Consider the following 17,534-nt stretch of genomic DNA (forward strand, 5'->3'; position numbering starts at 1 on the left):
CTCAGCCCGTCCCCGCGTCGAACGACCACTGCAGGCCGTAGCTCAGGCCCTGGTGCAGGTCGTGGAACTCGAGCCCGACCTCGCCGACGCGGTTGACCGTCAGCGCGTCGCCCGAGTCGACGCCGTCGTCGATGACCCGGCCCGGCACGCCGTTGAGGCGCCACACCCGGGACGGCAGGTCGGCGCGGTCGAACCGGACGCGCACCGAGAACTCCTCGCAGCGGCGCAGCGGCGTCAGGACGTAGTACGGCCGCAGCTTCGTCCGCCGGGGCGCGAACCGGATGCCGTACTCGTGGCGCTGGCCGAGGCACAGCGGGCTCGGCAGGCGCATGACGAACTGCGCGTGGCTCGCCGAAACCTGGCGTGCTTCCACGATTTCGCCGCCGAACAGCACGTCGGCGGTGATGTCCGGGACCGGGTCGCTGCCCGGCTCGGCCGGCACGCTGAACGACAGCACCAGCTCGTCGAGCTCGTCGACCTCCGCGACGATCCGGCGTTCCTCCTGCAGGTCCGCCGGCTCGCGGTCGAGCCGGACCATCGCCTTCATCGACTCGACGTACCAGCCGGCGAGCGGATGCGCGTCGCGCTCGCGGGCGGGCGCGCCGAGCAGCTCGTCGAGCCGACGGAACGCCAGGTCGATCCGGCGGCGCGCGGTACGCGGGTCGCGGTCCAGGACGCTGGCGAGCCACGAGATCCGCCGGTCGAGGAACTCCCCTGCCGCCTCCTCGTGCAGGCCGAACGCCGCCAGCGCGGCCAGCCGCAGGTCCGCGGGCAGCCGTCCGCACAGCGCGGTCAGGCGCAGCACGAGCTTTTCGCGCGCGGCCGCGGGCTGGTCGGCGCCGTCGATCCCGCACGCCGCACGCAGGCAGGGGCCGATCCGCTGGTGCAGGTCGGCCGCCTCGAGACCGCGGCCGCGGCGCAGTTCGTTCAGTTCACGCACGAACGGGAAGGAGTTCTCCTCCGGCATCCCATCCCTCCCCGTCGAAACAGCTGCTCACATTACCAGCGGCAGTTCCGCGGCGGCATGACAAATCCGGGACACGGTATTCCCGCGTAATGCCCGGCCGGCCGGCCCCCCACGAGCCGGCCGGCCGGGTGCTCACCGCGGGTCAGCGGGCCCCGAAGATCAGGGCCCAGATCGAGTGGCTTTCCATCACACACACCTCCTCATCGCTGCACCGAAGCGGAGGCAGAGATCGGTGCGGTGCCGTGCAACGCCGGCGCGGACGACTCCGCCGCGTTTCCGGTAGCCGCGAGAAATCCCGCCACGGCACCGACCACGAACGCGACGAAGACCGATTTCACCAGGGTCAGAATCCTGCAGTAGACGTTCACGACAAGCACTCCCCGCCCTCGCACGAAAAGGAAAACCGGCCGGGTGGCATCTCGTCGTTTCCCGGCCGATTCCAGAATCGCCGGGCGGCGGCGAACGTCAGATGCCCGCTGTCACGGACGTTGTGTGCCGTTTGGCTCAGAGTGGGCGAAGGCGCGCAGGACGCGCGGCTTGCGGACGAGGATCCGGCGGCGTCCGGTCTCGATGATCTCGCGCCCCCGCAGCATGGCCAGCGCCCGCGCCACGGTACGCCGGGCGGCGCCGATCTGCGCGGCGATGTCGGCCTGCGAGAGCGACACTTCGATGACGATGCCCTCGGGCACGGCCCGCCCGTGCTCCTCGGCCAGCCGGAGCAGGTGCACCGCGACCCGGCGGCTGACGTCGAGGGCGGCCGAGTCGACCCGCGCCGACTCGGCGTGCCGCAGCCGCACCGCGACGGTCTTGATCGTCGCGAGGGCGATCTCGGGCCGCGCCCGCAGGACGGCGAGGAACTGGGCGCGGGTGAGCTGCCGGACCAGGCACGGCTCGATCGCGCGGACCGAGGCGGTCCGCGGCCACCCCGTCACGGCCGCGATGTCGCCGAGGACCTCGCCGGGGCCGCGCAGCCCGAAGAGCACTTCGCGGCCGTCCTCGAACATCGCCGAGACGCGCACCCAGCCGGACACCAGCACGTGGACGTGGTCGGACGGGTCGCCCTCCATGAGCACGAGATCGTTCGCCCGGAAGCGGCGGCGCACGCCCCGGGAGAGCAGGTACTCGCGGTCACTGTCGGCGAGGTAGGCCAGGAGCGCCCCCTCCGCCGCGTCGTCGTGCCCACCCATCGGAGGCCTCCCCGCTCCACTCCGGATCTCCACCGTAACCCGGCGTGGCGGACCGGGGCGAGTGGCGTTCCCGGTAGGGTCTGCGCGTGGACGTGGAGATCTACACCGACGGCGCGTGCAGCGGAAACCCCGGACCGGGCGGCTGGGGCGCGGTCCTGCGCTACGGCAGGCACGAGCGCGAGCTGTACGGCGGCGAAGCCACGCCGACGACGAACAACCGGATGGAGCTGACGGCCCCGATCCGCGCGCTGGAGAGCCTGACCAGGCCGTCGCAGGTCCGCGTGTACACGGACAGCACGTACGTCCGCAACGGGATCACGCAGTGGCTGCCCCGCTGGAAGAACAACGGCTGGCAGACGACGGCCCGCGAGCCGGTGAAGAACGCGGACCTGTGGCAGCGCCTCGACGCGGCGATCGGCGAGCACCACGTCGAGTGGCTGTGGGTCAAGGGCCACGCGGGCCACCCGGAGAACGAGCGAGCCGACCGGCTCGCGGTACGCGGCGCCCAGGAGGCGCGGGAGAGCGGGAAGCCGGTCAACGCCGGTTGAGTCCGGAAAGGACGGTCGCCGCGCCAAGCCGGCGCCGATCGCCGGCACCTGCCCGGCATGGCACAATTCCCCGATGCCACCCGCCCCGTGCCCGTGCGGCCTTGCCGAGTCCTATGCCGCCTGCTGCGGCCGGTTCCACGACGGCGGGCTGACCGCGCCGACCGCCGAGCTGCTGATGCGGTCGCGGTTCAGTGCCTTCGCCGTCGGGGACACCGCCTATCTGCTGCGCACCTGGCATCCGGACACCCGGCCGCGGCGGCTGGTGCTCGATCCCGGCCAGGAGTGGACGCGGCTGGAGATCCTCGGCCGCACCGGTGGGGGCCTGCTGCACACCGAGGGCACCGTCGAGTTCCGGGCGCACTACCGCCACCACGGGCGGGACGGCTTCGTCGAAGAGCACAGCCGCTTCCGGCGTGAGGACGGCCACTGGGTCTATCTCGACGCGGAGGCCTGAAACCCGCGTCCGGCGTGCTAAACAGTGCGGCGATGGGAAAACTGACGCGCCGCGTCCGGGCGAAGGCGGACTACCTCGGCTTCGTCGGCGCCCGGGAGTGGCCGCTCGCCGCGTCCGGGCTCGGTGTCGTGCTCGGGGTCGTCACCATCCTGCCGAGTGCCGTCGGCGTCGTCCTCTCGGTCGTCGCGCTCGCGCTCGGTGTCGCCACCTTCAGCCGGGACGTCCGGCTGCTGCGCCGCCGGTGGGCCGGCTTCGAGTTCACCGCCATCGCCGCGCCCTTCCCCACCGCCGAGCTGCCGCCGCCGTCGTCGTATCCCGACGCGACGTACCTCGCCGTGCCCGCTCGCGGGACGGCGCTGGTCAGCGCCGCGATCGACCGGGACCTCTGGACCGGACGGCACACGATCGAACTCGCCGAGGAGCCCTACCGGCTGCCGCCTGCGCTGAAGGCCACCGCGCCGCACGTGCTGCCGCTGCGGGCACGCGGCCGCCTGCTGTTCAACGGCCCGGTCGTCGGCATGCGCGGCGACCCGCTGCCCGCCACCGGCGCCCGGCCCGCGCCGGTCCGGCTGCACCGGGCGCGGTTCTTCGACGCCGTCTGCTCGAACGAACTGGGTACGCTCCGCATCACCCGCGCCGGCACCGGCGAGGAGTACGACCTGCGCAAGGCCGAGCTGACCGACTCCGCGGGCGCGCTGCGGGCACTGAGCAGCAGCTCGCTGGCCGACCACGTCGGCGTCTCCACGGTCGCGTTCACCAGCGACGGCAGGCTCGTCACCGTCCGGCAGTCGGCACTCAACGCCGTGAGCGGGCTGCTGCTCGCCCCCTCGGGCAGCGGCTCGCTCGAACCACGTGACCTGCGCACACCGGACGGCGGCACGCGCCGGTCGCTGCACACCGCCGTCTGCGCCGGGATGGACCGCGAGCTGTGCGAAGAGAGCGGGCTCGCGGCCGGGGACGTCCGGTCGACGCGGCTGGTCGGGTTCGCGCGGTGGATGGACCGCGGCGCCAAGCCCGAGTTCTTCGGCCTCACCCGGCTGGGGGTCGACAGCGCCGAGGTCGCCCGGCGCCGCCCGGTCAGCGGGGAACGGCTCTACAGCGCGGGCCTGACGCTCTTCGACGTCGATCTCGCCGCGCTCGGCGCCGCGCTGGCCGGGGGTGTCCCGCTCAGCGAGGCACTCCCGCAGCGGCTCTGGGAGGACGGTTCCCTGCCGCTGCTGCTGGCCTTGCGTGCCGCCGCCCTGTGGCAGGCCGCTCAGGGATGACCGGAACGCCCCTGTTCTCCCGCTGACCGGACCGCTACTATCGTCCGCAATTGTTAGGGAACTTTACTAACAATGCCACCTGTCCCTCGCCGCCGCGGTGCCTAGGAGGCGCGCTAGTGAGCTATCGGCAGAGAAGAACTCGACGGCTGTGGTCGGCGGTCGCGCTGGCCGTCGCGGTGAGCGGGGCGGCCGCCCCGGCCGCGACCGGGCAGGAACCGGCGGGCGCCATGGTCGCCGCCGGGCCCGCCACCGCGGTCCCCGGTTTCCTGATCCAGACATCGGCCAAGGTGAGCGACGACTCGGCGGTGTCGAAGCCGGGCTTCGACACGGCGGGCTGGTATCCCGTCGGCCCGCGCTCGACCGTCTACGCGGGCCTGCTGGCCAACGGCAAGTACGCCGACCCGTTCTACTCGACGAACATGAAGAACGTGCCGGTCGCGGACTTCCAGGTCCCGTGGTGGTACCGCACCGACCTGACCGTCGCCGACACCACCCAGCGCACCTACCTCGACTTCAGCGGCGTGCTGTCCAAGGCCGACGTCTGGGTGAACGGGACGCGCGTCGCGGACAAGACGCAGGTCAACGGCGCCTACACCCGCCACGACCTGGACATCACCGCGCTGGTGAAGGCGGGCACGAACAGCGTCGCGTTCAAGGTCTACCCCAACGACCCGAACAAGGACCTGTCGATGGGCTGGATCGACTGGGCGCAGACCCCGCCGGACCAGAACATGGGCATCGTGCGCGACGTCCTCGTGCGCCACAGCGGCCCGGTCGCGCTACGCGGCGGCCACGTCGTCACGAAGCTGACCGGGCTGAGCCACGCCGACCTGACGGTGAAGGCCGACGTCCGTAACGACAGCGCCGCCGCAGTGTCGGCCACCGTGTCCGGCACGGTCGCCGGACGCGCGATCAGCCAGACGGTTTCGCTGGCGGCCAAGGAGAAGAAGACCGTCACGTTCCCGGTGGTCGGGATCGACAACCCGCAGATCTGGTGGCCGGCCGGGATGGGCGGCCAGCCGCTGTACGACCTCGACCTGACCGCGAGCGTCGGCGGGACCGCGTCGGACATCTCGCACTCGACGTTCGGCATCCGGCAGGTCACCGCGACGAAGAACGCCAGCGGCGGCCGCGCGTACACGATCAACGGGCGCCCGCTGCTGATCAAGGGCGGCGGCTACTCGCCGGACCTGTTCCTGCGGTGGAACGAGCGGGCCGCCGCGGACAAGCTCGCCTACGTCAAGGACCTCGGGCTCAACACCGTGCGCCTGGAAGGCCACATCGAGCCGGACGAGTTCTTCGACCTCGCCGACCGGATGGGCGTGCTGACGCTGCCCGGCTGGGAGTGCTGCGACAAGTGGGAGGGCCAGGTCAACGGCAGCGAGAAGGGTGACCCGTGGACGGCCGCGGACTACCCGGTCGCGAAGGCGTCGATGACCGCGGAGGCCGAGCGGCTGCGCGACCACCCGAGCGTCATCTCGTTCCTCATCGGCAGCGACTTCGCCCCCGACGCGACCATCGAGAAGAACTACCTCGACGCGCTGTCCGCCGCGGACTGGGCCACGCCGGTGATCCCGGCCGCGTCGGCGAAGTCGTCGCCGCAGCTGGGCTCGTCGGGCATGAAGATGAACGGCCCGTACGACTGGATCCCGCCGGTGTACTGGTACGACAAGGCGCACTCCGACAGCGGCGGCGCGTGGAGCTTCAACTCCGAGACCAGCGCCGGGCCGGACATCCCGACGATGGACACGCTCAAGCGGATGATGTCGGCGAGCGAGCTGGACACGCTGTGGAAGAACCCGTCGGCACCGCAGTACCACCGGTCCTCGTCGTCGACGTTCGGCAACCTGAAGCTGTTCGGTGACGCGCTTTCCGGCCGCTACGGCGCGCCGTCGAGCCTCGCCGACTTCGTCCGCAAGGCACAGCTGGCGCAGTACGAGAACGTCCGCGCCGAGTTCGAGTCGCACTCGCGGAACTTCAGCGACAGCACCAACCCGGCCACCGGGATCATCTACTGGATGCTCAACAGCGGCTGGACGTCGCTGCACTGGCAGCTGTTCGACGCCTACCTCGACCAGAACGGCTCCTACTTCGGGGCCAAGAAGGCGAACGAGCCGCTGCACATCCAGTACTCCTACGACACCAGGTCGGTCGTGGTCGTCAACCACAACCACGACCCGGTGTCCGGCCTGACCGCGCGGGTCCAGCTGTTCAATGTGGACGGTACGCCGAAGTTCGACCAGTCCAAGGCGGTTTCGGTGGGCGGCGACGGCGCGAAGACGACCGCGCTGACCATCGGCTCGGTCAGCGGGCTGTCGCCGACGTACCTGGCGAAGCTGGTGCTGACCGACGCGGCGGGCAAGGAGGTCAGCCGGAACGTGTACTGGCTGTCCACCAAGGCCGACACGCTGGACTGGAGCAACAGCGACTGGTACTACACGCCGACGACGTCGTACGCGGACCTGTCCGGGCTGAACTCGCTGGCCCAGGTGGCGGTGGACACGACCGCGTCCACGACGACGAACGCGGACGGCACCACGACGACCAAGGTGACGCTGAAGAACGGCTCCACCGGCAAGGTGCCGGCGTTCTTCGTCGACGCGCACGTCGTCGACGGCACGGGCGCGCCGGTGCTGCCGGTGCGCTGGACCGACAACCAGGTCAGCCTCTGGCCGGGCGAGTCGGCGACGCTGACGGCGACGTACCGGACCGCGGACCTCAAGGGCGGCAAGCCGTCCGTGCGGATCGCGGGCTGGAACACGGGCACGCAGACGATCCCCGCGGACGGCACGACCGGCCCCGGCACCCCGGCCGACTACCAGGCCGAGGACGCGACGATCATCAGCGGCGTCGCGGAGTCCAACCACCTCGGCTACACCGGCACGGGATTCGTCAACTACGACAACGTGACGGGCAGCGCGGTGGAGTTCACCGTGACCACGGCCGCGGCGGGCCCGGCCAACGCCGTCTTCCGGTTCGCCAACGGCACGACGACGAACCGGCCGATGGACATCTCGGTGAACGGAACGAAGGTGGCCACCGGAGTGGCGTTCGGCGGCACCGGCAACTGGGACACCTGGCAGACGGTCACGGTCCCCGTGACGCTTCCGGCGGGCACGTCCCGGATCAAGGCGACGGCGACGACCGCCAACGGCGGCCCGAACGTCGACAAGCTCACCCTCTGAGCCCAAAGGTCCCTGAAGGCCACCATCACGGCATCGGATGCTGTGATGGTGGCCTTCAGAGGCTTTCCCAGAGGAGGCGCTGCTCGCGGTCCGGGTCGGACACCGTCGTGGAGACGTCGTCGAAGAGGCGGGTCACCCGGTCGGCCGGGGTGTAGCGCGGCCAGCCAGGGTCGCCGGTCGTGACGAACCGGACCCAGGCGCCGAACATCTCGTCCGCGACCGCCTGCAGCCGCTCGGCCGGGAAGGGCCGCCCGGCGAAGAGGAAGCGCCAGTTGCGGTTGCGGATGTCGTCGAACATCAGCGGCAGGTCCAGCCCGTGCGCCGCCCCGAGCCCGCGGCCGCGCGGGGCGATCCGCCAGTCCAGCCGGTACATCCACGCGTCCGGCTGCGCCTCGGCGAAGCGGATCGCCGGAATCCACCAGTCCCCCGCGGTCAGGGCGCGGTTGCGGACCTGGTCCTCCGGCCAGCCGAGCAGCCCGGTGTACGCCGCGACGGCCTTCTCGACCTGATCGGCGTCCAGCATGGTCGAACCGGCGCCGAGCAGCTTCGCGCCGCCGGACTGCAGCCAGGCGAAGAGGTCCTCCTCGTCGGCCGTCGTGCCGATGAGCAGCGGGATGTCGCGGACGGCGTCGCGCGGCCGTTCGGGCAGGACCTCGTCGCCGACGACGACGCGGTAGGTCACCTTGGTCCCGGACACCGTCGCGACCCGCTGCTGCGCTTCGAGAATCCGCGTCACGGGCAGCGTCGCGAGGTCCTCGGGCTCGGCGTCCAGCTCGGCGAGGACCCGCGCGGCGACCGACGCGGCTTCGGCGGGCGTGTGCACGACCGCGCCGACGCCGGTGCCGCTCTGCACGATCGCCTGGTGGACGAGCCCGCGCGTGGCGGGCACGGCCAGCAGCGTCCCGACGGTCCGGCCGCCGTTGGACTGCCCGGCCAGCGTCACCCGGCCCGGGTCACCGCCGAACGCAGCGATGTTGTCCCGCACCCAGGCGAGGGCGGCGACCTGGTCGCGCAGCGAAAGGTTCGAATCGGCGACGCCGGGCAGGTGCAGCATGCCGAGCACGCCGAGCCGGTAGGCGACGGTCACGACGACCACGCCGTGGCGGGCGTAGGCGGAGGCGTCGAACTGGTGCGGGGCGCCGATGACCCCGCCTCCGCCGTGGATCCAGACGAGCACCGGGTACGAGCCGGGTCCCTCGGGCGCATAGACGTTGAGATAAAGGCAGTCCTCGTCCCCGGTGAATCCGCGCCCGGTCAGCTCGGGCTGCGGAGCCCGCGGCGCCCACCGGGTGGCGTCGCGGACACCCGTCCACGGCCGCACCGGCCGGGGCGCGCGGAACCGCAGCTCCCCCACCGGCGGTTCGGCGTACGGCACGCCGAGGAACGTCCTGACCCCGTCTCTCCCGGCCCCGCGCAGGGCGCCGGTCGTGATCTCCACCGTCGTCACGTAATCAGCCTAGGCACGGGGACACGGAAATCGGTGACAATATCCGACACGCTGCTCCGCGTCGACGGCGAAGTCCTGCGGTGCACCCATGGTGCCGAAGTCACCGTACGGTTTCCGGGGTTCACCGACGCGCAGAACGCCGGCACCCTGACGGAATCCGACCAGGCCCGGATCCAACAGCGCATCGACGAGCTGGCCGCGACCGTGCCGGAGTCCGCCCGGCCGCGGCACGCGGAGTTGCTGCCCCTGTCGGGCGCCGCGCTGGCCTGGACCGGCGTCGCACTCCTCGTCGCCGAGCCGGACTTGCCCTGGAGCGCACTCCAGCGTGTTGACTAGGGGCAGACACTGGGAGGAAGACGTGACCGCAGCCGAGAACAAGCAGCTCCTCAAGACGGCCTTCGACGCGTGGGCGGCCGGCGACATCCGCCCGCTGCTCGACGCGATGGCCGATGACGTCGTGTGGACCGTCAGCGGGCACAACAGCTGGGCGGGCAGCTTCCGCGGCAAGGACGCCGTCCGCCGCGACCTGCTGGGCCCGCTCGGCGCGCAGTTCGCCGACACCTACACCAGCACCGCGAGCCGGTTCGTCGCCGAGGACGACGTGGTCGTGGTCGAGGCGCAGGGCCGGGTCACCACCAAGGCCGGGCCGCGCTACGACAACAAGTACTGCTTCGTGTTCCGCCTCGAAGACGGCCGGATCCGGGAGATCACCGAGTACATGGACACCCAGCTGGTCGCGGAGGTGCTGACCGAGCTGGCCCGGTGACGCCCGCCGCGGCGCGCGGGTGATGATTACCTCCGTGCACATCGCGGCAGAGATAGTGGCGCTGGTCGTGACCGTCCTCGTCGTCAGCGCGGTCGCGCGGCGGCTGGACTGGTCGGCCCCGCTGTGCCTGATCGTCGTCGGCGTCGCCGCCTCCTACGTTCCCGGCGTGCCCGAGTACCACCTCGATCCCGAGGTCGTCCTGCTGGGCCTGCTGCCGCCGCTGCTGTACTCGGCGGCCATCCAGACGTCGCTGGTCGACTTCCGGAAGAACCGCGGGGCGATCGGGCTGATGTCGGTCGGGCTCGTCGTGTTCACCGCGCTCGGCGTCGGGATCGTCGCCTGGGCGGTGATCCCCGGCCTGCCGCTGGCCGGCGGGATCGCGCTCGGTGCCGTCGTCGCGCCGCCGGACGCCGTCGCGGCCAGCGTCGTCGCCCGCCGGGTCGGGATGCCGCGCAAGCTGATCCGGCTGCTCGAAGGCGAGAGCCTGTTCAACGACGCCGCCGCGCTCGTCGCCCTCCGCACCGCCATCGCCGCGCTGGCCGGGTCGGTCAGCCTGTGGCAGGTCGGCGCGGACTTCTTCCGCGCGGCCATCGGCGGGGCCGTGGTCGGGCTCGCCGTCGGCTTCGCGGCCGCGTTCGTCCGCGCCCGGCTGAACGAGCCAGTGCTGGACACCGCGCTGTCGTTCGCCGTGCCGTTTATCGCCTATCTCCCGGCCGAGGCGATCCACGGCTCCGGCGTGCTCGCGGTGGTCATCGCCGGGCTGATCCTGGGCCACAAGGCACCGCAGATCCTGTCCGGCTCGACGCGGCTGGCGTCCCGGCTCAACTGGCAGACCATCGCGTTCCTGCTGGAGAACATGGTCTTCCTGCTGATCGGCCTGCAGCTGCGGCGGATCCTCGCCGAGGTCGCCGAAAGCGGGCTGTCGCTGCCGATGCTGACCTGGATCTGCGTGGCCGTGCTCGGCGCGACGATCCTGACGCGCGTGCTGTGGCTGGCCGGCATCGGCACGGTCAAGCGGCTCGAACGGCGTCTCCTGCCCAGCGGGGCCAACCGGAAGATCTGGCCGTGGCGCTACTCGGCGGTGATCGCCTGGGCGGGCATGCGCGGAGTGGTGACGCTCGCGGCGGCGTTCGTGCTGCCCGCGGACACCCCGCAGCGCGCGGTGCTGGTGCTCGCGGCGTTCGTCGTCGTGGCAGGCACCCTGGCCGTCCAGGGCATGACGCTGCCGGCGCTGATCCGCCGCCTGCGCCTGCCGCGGCCGGACCCGGCGGAGGACGCGCTGCAGGAGGCGGCCGTGCTGCACGACATGACCCGGGCGGCGCTGGCCAAGCTCGAGGAGATCCGGCAGCCCGACGACCCGCCGGAGATCATCCAGCGGCTGCGGGACCGGCTGCAGCACCGCGCCGACTCGGCGTGGGAACAGCTCGGCAGGCAGAGCGCGCTGGCCGAGACGCCCAGCGACGCCTACCGCCGCCTGCGGCTGGAGCTGCTGGAAGTGGAACGCAACCAGTTCCTCAAGGCCCGCGCCGACGGCAGCGCCGACGACGACGTCCTGCGGAAGGTCCTGGAACGGCTGGACATCGAGGAGTCCATGCTCGACCGCGACGAGGACGAACCCGACATCGAAGGCCGCGAGCTGCGCACCCCGCCCGCGACGGCCGGTTCGTGCAAGCACCTGGCCCACGAGTGGACCGACAAGGAACCCAGCTCGGCCGACAGCTGCGCCGCCTGCATCGCCGAGGGCACGACCTGGGTGCACCTGCGGATGTGCCTCAAGTGCGGCAACGTCGCCTGCTGCGACTCCTCGCCGCGCCGCCACGCCACGCAGCACTTCCACGAGACGCGCCACCCGGTGATGCGCAGCTTCGAGCCGGGCGAGACGTGGCGATGGTGTTTCGTGGACAAACAGCTCGGTTAAGGTCGGGGCTATGAGCACGCCCGAGCAGGAGATCGAGTACCGCCAGCACCGGTTCACCCCGCCACCGGGATCGACGGAGATCTTCCTGGTCCGGCACGGCGAATCCGCACCGGCCCGCGGCGAAAACCCCTTCGACCTGGTCGACGGCCAGGCCGACCCGGACCTCGCCCCGGAGGGCCGTGACCACGCCCAGCGCGTCGGCGAGCGCCTGGCTTCGGAGCGGATCGACGCGATCTACGTGACGACCCTGCGCCGCACGGTGCAGACCGCCGCGCCGCTGGCGGAGAAGCTCGGGCTGACTCCGGTCGTCGAACCGGACCTGCGCGAGATCCACCTCGGCGAGTGGGAGAACGGCCTTTTCCGCAAGTACACCGCCGACGGTCACCCGATCGTCGACCGGCTGTGGGCCGAGCAGCGCTGGGACGTCATCCCGGGCGCGGAGTCCGACGAGCGCTTCGGCGCGCGGCTGCGTGGCGCGCTGACCCGCATCGCCGCCGCGCATCCCGACCAGCGCGTGGCCGTGTTCACCCACGGTGGCGTCATCGGCGAGGTGTTCGCGCAGGCCAGCCGGGCGGTCGAGCGGTTCGCGTTCCTCGGCGCCGACAACGGCTCCATCTCGCACCTGGTGCTGCACGGCGACACCTGGATCGTGCGGCGCTTCAACGACACCGCCCACCTGGCTACGCCGCTCGGCTGAGCTTCCCGGCCGCGACCAGCTGCACGGTCACCAGGATCGAGACGGCCTCCGCGGCCAGCAGCCCGATCAGCACCAGCACCTGCGTCAGCCCCGCTTCGATCGGGCCCGCGCCGCCCAGCAGCACGCCGACGTACGCGCCCGGCAGCGTCACCAGGCCGACCGTGCGGGTCTGGTCGAGCGCCGGGATCAGCGCGTGCCCGGCCGAGGGGCGGCAGATCTCCAGCGCGGCCGGGCGCGGCAGGAAACCCAGCGCCAGCGCGGCTTCGTACTCGCCGTGGCGGGCCTTCAGCTCGTCGAGGGCGCGGCGCGCGGCCTGCGACGTCGCGGTCATCGCGCCGCCGATGACGATGCCCGCGATCGGCACGACGGCGATCGGCTTGGGCGGCACCACCCCGGCGCCGAGGACGAGTGCCAGCACCGGCGCGACGCCGGCCGCGATCGCCAGCGCCGTCCACGGCAGGTTCGCCAGCGGGCCGGCGCGGCGCGCCGACGTCACCGCGGCGATGCCGAACATCAGCAGCACGAACAGGCCGGTGAGCGGGGCCGAGCGCAGGACGGCGGTGATCACGAAGGACACGAGCGCCAGCTGCGCGACCGCCCGCCCGGCGGCGACCAGCACGGCTTGCCCGCGGCCGAGCCCGCCCGCCTGGACGACGGCGGCACCGGCGACGGCGAGCAGGACCAGCACCGCCACCAGGGCGGGCCCGAAGGTGATCGCGGCGTCGTTCACGCCGCCGATCCTGCCGCGTCAGACAGCGCAGCTGACGAAGGGGCCGTCCGGCTCCGTCACGGCGTGCTCGGCGACGACGACGCCGTCGACGACGATCCGGCAGCGCAGCTCGCCGGGGCCGGGGTTCTGCGCGGCGATGCTGTAGGACTCGGTCCGGTCGGCCCGGCCGACCCGGGTGAACGTCGTCGACCACGGCGTCGCCACCTCGGCGTGCTGGGTCAGGGCGGCACCCGCGCCGGCGTAGGTGACGTTGCGGGCGCCGTGCCTGCCGAGCAGTTCGTACACGACGGTGTGACTCACGGTGTGGACGGCGGCGGGGGTGACGGGCGCGGCCACCGGCTCCACCTTGGCGGGCCCGCGCGCGGACCGCGGCAGGATGAAGGACGTCACGGCGAAGGCCGCGGCGAGAACGCCCAGGACGACGATGACACTGCCGGCCGATCGAGCCCGGACGGCGCACTCGTGCACCGGCTTGGCCGCGGTGGGAACACCCATGGAGAGGTCTTCTCTCGTCGCGCGCACCCCCGTCGGGTGCATCGACCTCTATCTCGCCGTGATCTCACGGGGCGTTACCTGCTCTTCGCAGAAAGCCCCGCTTTCACCCGAACGGGTGCTTCAGTCCACGAGCCCGGCATCGGTGAGCATGCGCAGGACGCGCTGCCCGGCGGGCGGGCAGGCCGCGGCCTCGGCCGAGCCGAGCCAGGCGGCCTCGGCGATTTCCCGCGACGGCGACGGCTCGCCCTCGTGGTCGGCGGTGTAGCAGGTCATCCGCACGAGCCTGCCGTCGGCGAACCCGTCGGCCGGTGCTTCGAGCGCGGCGAAGAACCGGAAGCTGAGCGGGTCCAGGGTGATCCCGAGTTCTTCGCGGATTTCCCGGCACAGGCAGGCGACGTCGCCTTCGCCCGGCTCGCGCTTGCCGCCGGGCAGGTAGAACTTCGCCTTCCCGGCGGTCCGCACCGACAGCAGGCGGCGGTCGCGGACGTGGATCCAGGCGAGCGAGTCGATGGTTTTGTCGGACCCGGGGTGCATGATCGGAGTATGTACGAAGAGGCGGCACCACCCGGGCCGCTGCGGGGCGTGGCGCGCTGCGTGTGGCGATCGGCTTCGGAGAGCCCGAAGCGCATCGTCCCCGACGGCTGCGTGGACCTGGTGGCAGGAGACGGCGAGGTGTTCGTCGCGGGCCCGGACACGACGGCGTGGTCCTCGGTGACGACGCCGGAGGCGCTGCTGCACGGAGTCCGCTTCACCCCGGGCCGCGCGGCGGCGGTCCTGGGCGTGGCGGCGGACGAGCTGCGCGACCGCCGGGTGCCCCTGGCCGAGGTGTGGGGACGGCGGGGCGAGGTGCTGGCGGAAAGGGTGCTGGCGGGTGAGCTGACCCCGGCGGAGGCGGTCGTGTCGCGGCTGCCGGAGGTGGCACCCCCGGACCCGGCCGTGGCGGCGCTGATTGCCCGGCTGGACGCGGGCGTCGCGCGGGTGCAGGAAGCGGTGGCAGGCGCTGGGGCCGTCCCGGCTGCGGAAAGGATGCTGTGGCCGGGCCGGGACAGCCACCCCGGGACGGGATTCCCGCCGACCGGCCAAGCCACCTCCCCCGCCCACGCGGCCGGGCCACCCGCAGGTCGCGCCCGTTCCACCCTCCCGGCCACCGGGAAACTTTCACCTCCCGACCTCGCGGCCGCCCTCGAAGATCCCGCCGGGCCGATCACCGTCGGGGAACGGCGGTTGCGGCGGCGGTTCGTGCAGGCCGTCGGCTATGGGCCCGCCACCTACCTGCGCGTCGCCCGGTTCCAGCGGGCCGTTGCGCTCTCTCGCGGTGCCCCGGGCCTCGCCGCTCTCGCCGCCGCGGCCGGGTATGCCGACCAGGCTCATCTCAGCCGGGACTGCCGGGCGCTCACCGGGCTCACGCCGCGTGCCTACTTCCGCGGATCATCCACTGTGGACGAAACCGTGCGTGATCGGCGCCGTTCGGCGTAACCCCCGGAAGGGGAGCCCGTCACCCGAAGAGGTAAGGGGAGGGTAAACGGCCTCCGGGGGCGCTATCCTCCCTTCGACGTGCGAGCAGGGAGGGCGTGTGGCCACCATCAGCGACGTCGCGGCGAGGGCCGGCGTCTCCACGGCGACCGTGTCGCGCGCGCTCAACGGGAAGTCCACTGTGGACCCGCTGCTCGCCGCGCGGGTGCAGGAGGCCGCCGCCGAGCTGGGGTATCACCCGAACGGGCTGGCCAGGAACCTGCGACGGCAGGAGACCGCCGTTCTGGCGCTGATCATCTCCGACGTCGAGAACCCCTTCTTCACCGCCATCGCGCGCGGCGTCGAGGACCTCGCCCAGCGGTCGGGCTACTCCGTCGTGCTCTGCAACTCCGACGAGAACGAGGAAAAGGAGCGGCGCTACATCGAGGTCGCCCTGCAGGAGCGGGTCGCCGGGGTGGTGCTGTCCCCCACCGGCCGGTCGACGAACGTCGAGGGCCTGCGACGCCAGGGCACGCCCCTGGTCGCGGTGGACCGGCCACTCCCCGCCGCGGCAGGCGACCAGGTGCTGGTCGACACGCGGCACGCCGCGGCCGAGGCAACGCGGCACCTGCTGGCCGGCGGCTACCGGCGGGTCGGCTGCCTGACCGGCCCCGCCGGGGTCCGCACCGCCGACGACCGCCTCGCCGGATACGCCGACGTCGTCGGGGAGGCGAACGTCCGATTCCGGCGCGCGGAGTACCGCGCCGAGGGCGCCCGGCTGGCCGCGCTGGAGCTGCTGGACGAGCCGTCCCCGCCGGACGCGCTACTCGTCGCGAACAGCACCATGGCGATCGGCGTCCTGGAGGCGCTGTCGTCGCGGGGCCTGCGGCCGGGCCGGGACGTCGGCATCGTCTCGTTCGACGACGCCCCATGGACGACGCTGATCGACCCGCCGCTGACGGTGGTCGCCCAGCCGGCGTACGAGGTCGGACGCGTGGCGGCTCAGCTCCTGCTGGCCCGGATCTCCGACAGCAGCCGCGAGGCGAGCACCACGACGCTGGAAGCCCGGCTGATCGAGCGGAAGAGTTCACGCCGGACCGGCTGACCCGCTGAGCGGAGCGACGTGCCCGCGGCACCGAGCGACCTGCCCGCCGCACCAAGCGACCTGCCCACGGCACCGAGCAAGCTCCCCACCGCGCCAAGCGACCTGCCCAAGGGACCAAGCGACCCCACCCCCGGCACCGAGCAACCTACCGGCCGCGCCACGCAACCCGCCCACGGCACCGAGCAACCCACCCGCCGCACCGAGCGACGTGCCCAAGGGACCAAGGGACCAAGCGACCCCGCCGCGGCACCGAGCGACCCCGCCCACGACACCGAACAACCTGATCACCGCGCCAAGCGACCTACCCGCAGCACCCAGCGACCTACCGGCCGCGCCAAGCAAACCGCCCATCGCCCCAAGCGACGTGCCCGAGGGGCCGGCTCGTGCCAGGCCCCCCAGGCACGCCCCACCCCCTGTGTCCCCCATGCCCGGCGGCAAACCCGCCGGATCCTGTGAGCACGGAGCGGAAATCGTTTACTCACAGCGAACCTAGGGCCGCGTCCCACGGGTGTCAACCCGTCACGGGACTGGACAAGCCCCGCCGCGGCAGGCAAACTGACCGGAAGTTGCCTACTCAACGTGTTGATTGATGTGCAGTAAGTGTCGATCTATGGTGAATTCACCCACAGACGGGGCAAGAAACCGCACGAACCCGCACACTCGCGCTGTTTCGGGTTAGTCTAGGCCCCATGTCTGTAGCGCTGGAGAACATCCTCGCCAAGGCGGGCCTGAAAGTCGACGCGAACGAGTTCCTGACACTCGTCGAAGACGCGGCGCGCAGACTGTCTCCGCCGAATCCCGATCCCTCGCACTACTTCTCCGCCGACCAGCGGGCCGCGCTGACCGACGTCGGCCTGGATCTTTCCCCGCGCCGCGAGGACGAACCCGACTTCAGGGCCCGCACGGTCGCCGCCCACGCCGTGCTTGCCGAGGGCGCGCTCAGCGTCAACGAGGCCGCGAAGACCCTCGGGGTCGACGACAGCCGGATCCGGCACCGCCTCAAGGAAGGCAGGCTCACCGGCTGGAAGGACGGCGGCTGGCGGCTCCCCGCGTGGCAGTTCGCCGGCTCCGGCGTGCTGCCGGGCCTCGAAGTCGTACTCAAGGCGCTGCCCGACGACCAGCCCGCGCTCGTCGTCGCCGCCTTCATGAGCACCCCGCAGCCGGATCTGGTGATCAACGACCACCCGGCCACCCCGCGGCAGTGGCTGCTTTCCGGCGGTGATCCGGACCAGGTCGCCCGGCTCGTCGCCACGCTCGGCACGCCGCTCTAGGCTGGACCTCCCCGAGCAAGATCACCGACAAGGACGGACGACCCCCG

18 protein-coding genes are annotated in these 17,534 nt (G+C 72.2%); 11 read left to right on the forward strand and 7 right to left on the reverse strand.

Translation table 11 applies throughout. The features are described 5' to 3' along the window. Window position 1 precedes the first annotated feature (1 nt). The 3 genes from ABJI51_RS39050 to ABJI51_RS39060 form a co-directional block, all read right to left on the reverse strand. Window positions 2-967 (reverse strand): hypothetical protein, encoded by a 966-nt coding sequence (locus tag ABJI51_RS39050; protein WP_348956193.1) that lies wholly within the window; start codon window positions 965-967, stop codon window positions 2-4. Window positions 968-1,167: 200 nt separating this feature from the next. Next, on the reverse strand, window positions 1,168-1,335 hold the full coding sequence (locus ABJI51_RS39055) for a hypothetical protein (RefSeq protein ID WP_348956194.1): 168 nt from the start codon (window positions 1,333-1,335) through the stop codon (window positions 1,168-1,170). Between the two features lie 111 nt (window positions 1,336-1,446). Then, entirely contained in the window at window positions 1,447-2,154 is a 708-nt protein-coding gene (locus ABJI51_RS39060) for a Crp/Fnr family transcriptional regulator (protein ID WP_348956195.1), read from the reverse strand. 86 nt (window positions 2,155-2,240) lie between these two features. On the opposite strand from ABJI51_RS39060, the gene rnhA reads away from it, so the two are divergent. From rnhA to ABJI51_RS39080, 4 genes are all read left to right on the forward strand, one after another. Further along, window positions 2,241-2,702 (forward strand): ribonuclease HI, encoded by a 462-nt coding sequence (gene rnhA, locus ABJI51_RS39065; protein ID WP_348956196.1) that lies wholly within the window; start codon window positions 2,241-2,243, stop codon window positions 2,700-2,702. A gap of 73 nt (window positions 2,703-2,775) precedes the next feature. After that, window positions 2,776-3,156, forward strand: coding sequence for a YchJ family protein (locus ABJI51_RS39070; protein ID WP_348956197.1), 381 nt, complete (start codon window positions 2,776-2,778; stop codon window positions 3,154-3,156). 32 nt (window positions 3,157-3,188) lie between these two features. Beyond that, a complete protein-coding gene (locus ABJI51_RS39075; protein WP_348956198.1) occupies window positions 3,189-4,421 on the forward strand; it encodes a hypothetical protein in 1,233 nt (410 codons plus the stop codon). A gap of 116 nt (window positions 4,422-4,537) precedes the next feature. Further along, window positions 4,538-7,606 carry a glycosyl hydrolase 2 galactose-binding domain-containing protein gene (locus ABJI51_RS39080; RefSeq protein WP_348956199.1) on the forward strand — a complete coding sequence of 1,023 codons (3,069 nt, stop codon included), beginning with the start codon at window positions 4,538-4,540 and terminating at the stop codon, window positions 7,604-7,606. 55 nt (window positions 7,607-7,661) lie between these two features. Here the strand turns inward: ABJI51_RS39080 and ABJI51_RS39085 are convergent, their stop codons facing one another. Beyond that, window positions 7,662-9,053 carry a carboxylesterase/lipase family protein gene (locus tag ABJI51_RS39085; RefSeq protein WP_348956200.1) on the reverse strand — a complete coding sequence of 464 codons (1,392 nt, stop codon included), beginning with the start codon at window positions 9,051-9,053 and terminating at the stop codon, window positions 7,662-7,664. A gap of 33 nt (window positions 9,054-9,086) precedes the next feature. On the opposite strand from ABJI51_RS39085, the gene ABJI51_RS39090 reads away from it, so the two are divergent. Genes ABJI51_RS39090 through ABJI51_RS39105 form a run of 4 tightly spaced genes read left to right on the forward strand, consistent with a single transcriptional unit; the run spans window position 9,087 to window position 12,434 of the window. Beyond that, window positions 9,087-9,389 (forward strand): hypothetical protein, encoded by a 303-nt coding sequence (locus tag ABJI51_RS39090; RefSeq protein WP_348956201.1) that lies wholly within the window; start codon window positions 9,087-9,089, stop codon window positions 9,387-9,389. A gap of 22 nt (window positions 9,390-9,411) precedes the next feature. Next, window positions 9,412-9,819, forward strand: a complete 408-nt coding sequence (locus ABJI51_RS39095; protein ID WP_348956202.1) for a nuclear transport factor 2 family protein — start codon at window positions 9,412-9,414, stop codon at window positions 9,817-9,819. Window positions 9,820-9,841: 22 nt separating this feature from the next. Further along, window positions 9,842-11,737, forward strand: a complete 1,896-nt coding sequence (locus tag ABJI51_RS39100; protein WP_348956203.1) for a Na+/H+ antiporter — start codon at window positions 9,842-9,844, stop codon at window positions 11,735-11,737. A gap of 10 nt (window positions 11,738-11,747) precedes the next feature. Then, window positions 11,748-12,434, forward strand: a complete 687-nt coding sequence (locus ABJI51_RS39105) for a histidine phosphatase family protein (protein WP_348956204.1) — start codon at window positions 11,748-11,750, stop codon at window positions 12,432-12,434. Here the strand turns inward: ABJI51_RS39105 and ABJI51_RS39110 are convergent. The 3 genes from ABJI51_RS39110 to ABJI51_RS39120 all read right to left on the reverse strand — a co-directional run bounded on the left by ABJI51_RS39110 (window position 12,418) and on the right by ABJI51_RS39120 (window position 14,193). After that, on the reverse strand, window positions 12,418-13,164 hold the full coding sequence (locus ABJI51_RS39110) for an ABC transporter permease (RefSeq protein ID WP_348956205.1): 747 nt from the start codon (window positions 13,162-13,164) through the stop codon (window positions 12,418-12,420). The genes ABJI51_RS39105 and ABJI51_RS39110 overlap by 17 nt on opposite strands. A gap of 18 nt (window positions 13,165-13,182) precedes the next feature. Beyond that, a complete protein-coding gene (locus ABJI51_RS39115; protein ID WP_348956206.1) occupies window positions 13,183-13,659 on the reverse strand; it encodes an MmpS family transport accessory protein in 477 nt (158 codons plus the stop codon). A 120-nt stretch (window positions 13,660-13,779) separates the two neighbouring features. Then, window positions 13,780-14,193: an NUDIX hydrolase gene (locus ABJI51_RS39120; protein WP_348956207.1), complete on the reverse strand. Its 414-nt coding sequence runs from the start codon at window positions 14,191-14,193 to the stop codon at window positions 13,780-13,782. Window positions 14,194-14,202: 9 nt separating this feature from the next. Between ABJI51_RS39120 and ABJI51_RS39125 the strand changes: the two genes are divergently transcribed. From ABJI51_RS39125 to ABJI51_RS39135, 3 genes are all read left to right on the forward strand, one after another. Further along, window positions 14,203-15,135, forward strand: a complete 933-nt coding sequence (locus ABJI51_RS39125; RefSeq protein ID WP_348956208.1) for a helix-turn-helix domain-containing protein — start codon at window positions 14,203-14,205, stop codon at window positions 15,133-15,135. 97 nt (window positions 15,136-15,232) lie between these two features. Then, window positions 15,233-16,216 (forward strand): LacI family DNA-binding transcriptional regulator, encoded by a 984-nt coding sequence (locus ABJI51_RS39130; protein WP_348956209.1) that lies wholly within the window; start codon window positions 15,233-15,235, stop codon window positions 16,214-16,216. A 689-nt stretch (window positions 16,217-16,905) separates the two neighbouring features. Further along, window positions 16,906-17,487 (forward strand): MerR family transcriptional regulator, encoded by a 582-nt coding sequence (locus ABJI51_RS39135; protein WP_348956210.1) that lies wholly within the window; start codon window positions 16,906-16,908, stop codon window positions 17,485-17,487. The last annotated feature ends 47 nt before the right edge of the window (window positions 17,488-17,534 follow it).

This window comes from Amycolatopsis melonis (genome assembly GCF_040064235.1).
GTDB classification, from domain to species: Bacteria; Actinomycetota; Actinomycetes; order Mycobacteriales; family Pseudonocardiaceae; genus Amycolatopsis; species Amycolatopsis melonis.

What these genes read in the sequence shown, in the direction of transcription:
- ABJI51_RS39125 (WP_348956208.1), top strand. Translation starts at nt 14,203, where the DNA reads ATGTACGAAGAGGCGGCACCACCCGGGCCGCTGCGGGGCGTGGCGCGC.
- ABJI51_RS39070 (WP_348956197.1), top strand. Translation starts at nt 2,776, where the DNA reads ATGCCACCCGCCCCGTGCCCGTGCGGCCTTGCCGAGTCCTATGCCGCC.
- ABJI51_RS39050 (WP_348956193.1), bottom strand. Translation starts at nt 967, where the DNA reads ATGCCGGAGGAGAACTCCTTCCCGTTCGTGCGTGAACTGAACGAACTG.
- ABJI51_RS39100 (WP_348956203.1), top strand. Translation starts at nt 9,842, where the DNA reads ATGATTACCTCCGTGCACATCGCGGCAGAGATAGTGGCGCTGGTCGTG.
- ABJI51_RS39135 (WP_348956210.1), top strand. Translation starts at nt 16,906, where the DNA reads ATGTCTGTAGCGCTGGAGAACATCCTCGCCAAGGCGGGCCTGAAAGTC.
- ABJI51_RS39120 (WP_348956207.1), bottom strand. Translation starts at nt 14,193, where the DNA reads ATGCACCCCGGGTCCGACAAAACCATCGACTCGCTCGCCTGGATCCAC.
- ABJI51_RS39105 (WP_348956204.1), top strand. Translation starts at nt 11,748, where the DNA reads ATGAGCACGCCCGAGCAGGAGATCGAGTACCGCCAGCACCGGTTCACC.
- ABJI51_RS39115 (WP_348956206.1), bottom strand. Translation starts at nt 13,659, where the DNA reads ATGGGTGTTCCCACCGCGGCCAAGCCGGTGCACGAGTGCGCCGTCCGG.
- ABJI51_RS39075 (WP_348956198.1), top strand. Translation starts at nt 3,189, where the DNA reads ATGGGAAAACTGACGCGCCGCGTCCGGGCGAAGGCGGACTACCTCGGC.
- ABJI51_RS39060 (WP_348956195.1), bottom strand. Translation starts at nt 2,154, where the DNA reads ATGGGTGGGCACGACGACGCGGCGGAGGGGGCGCTCCTGGCCTACCTC.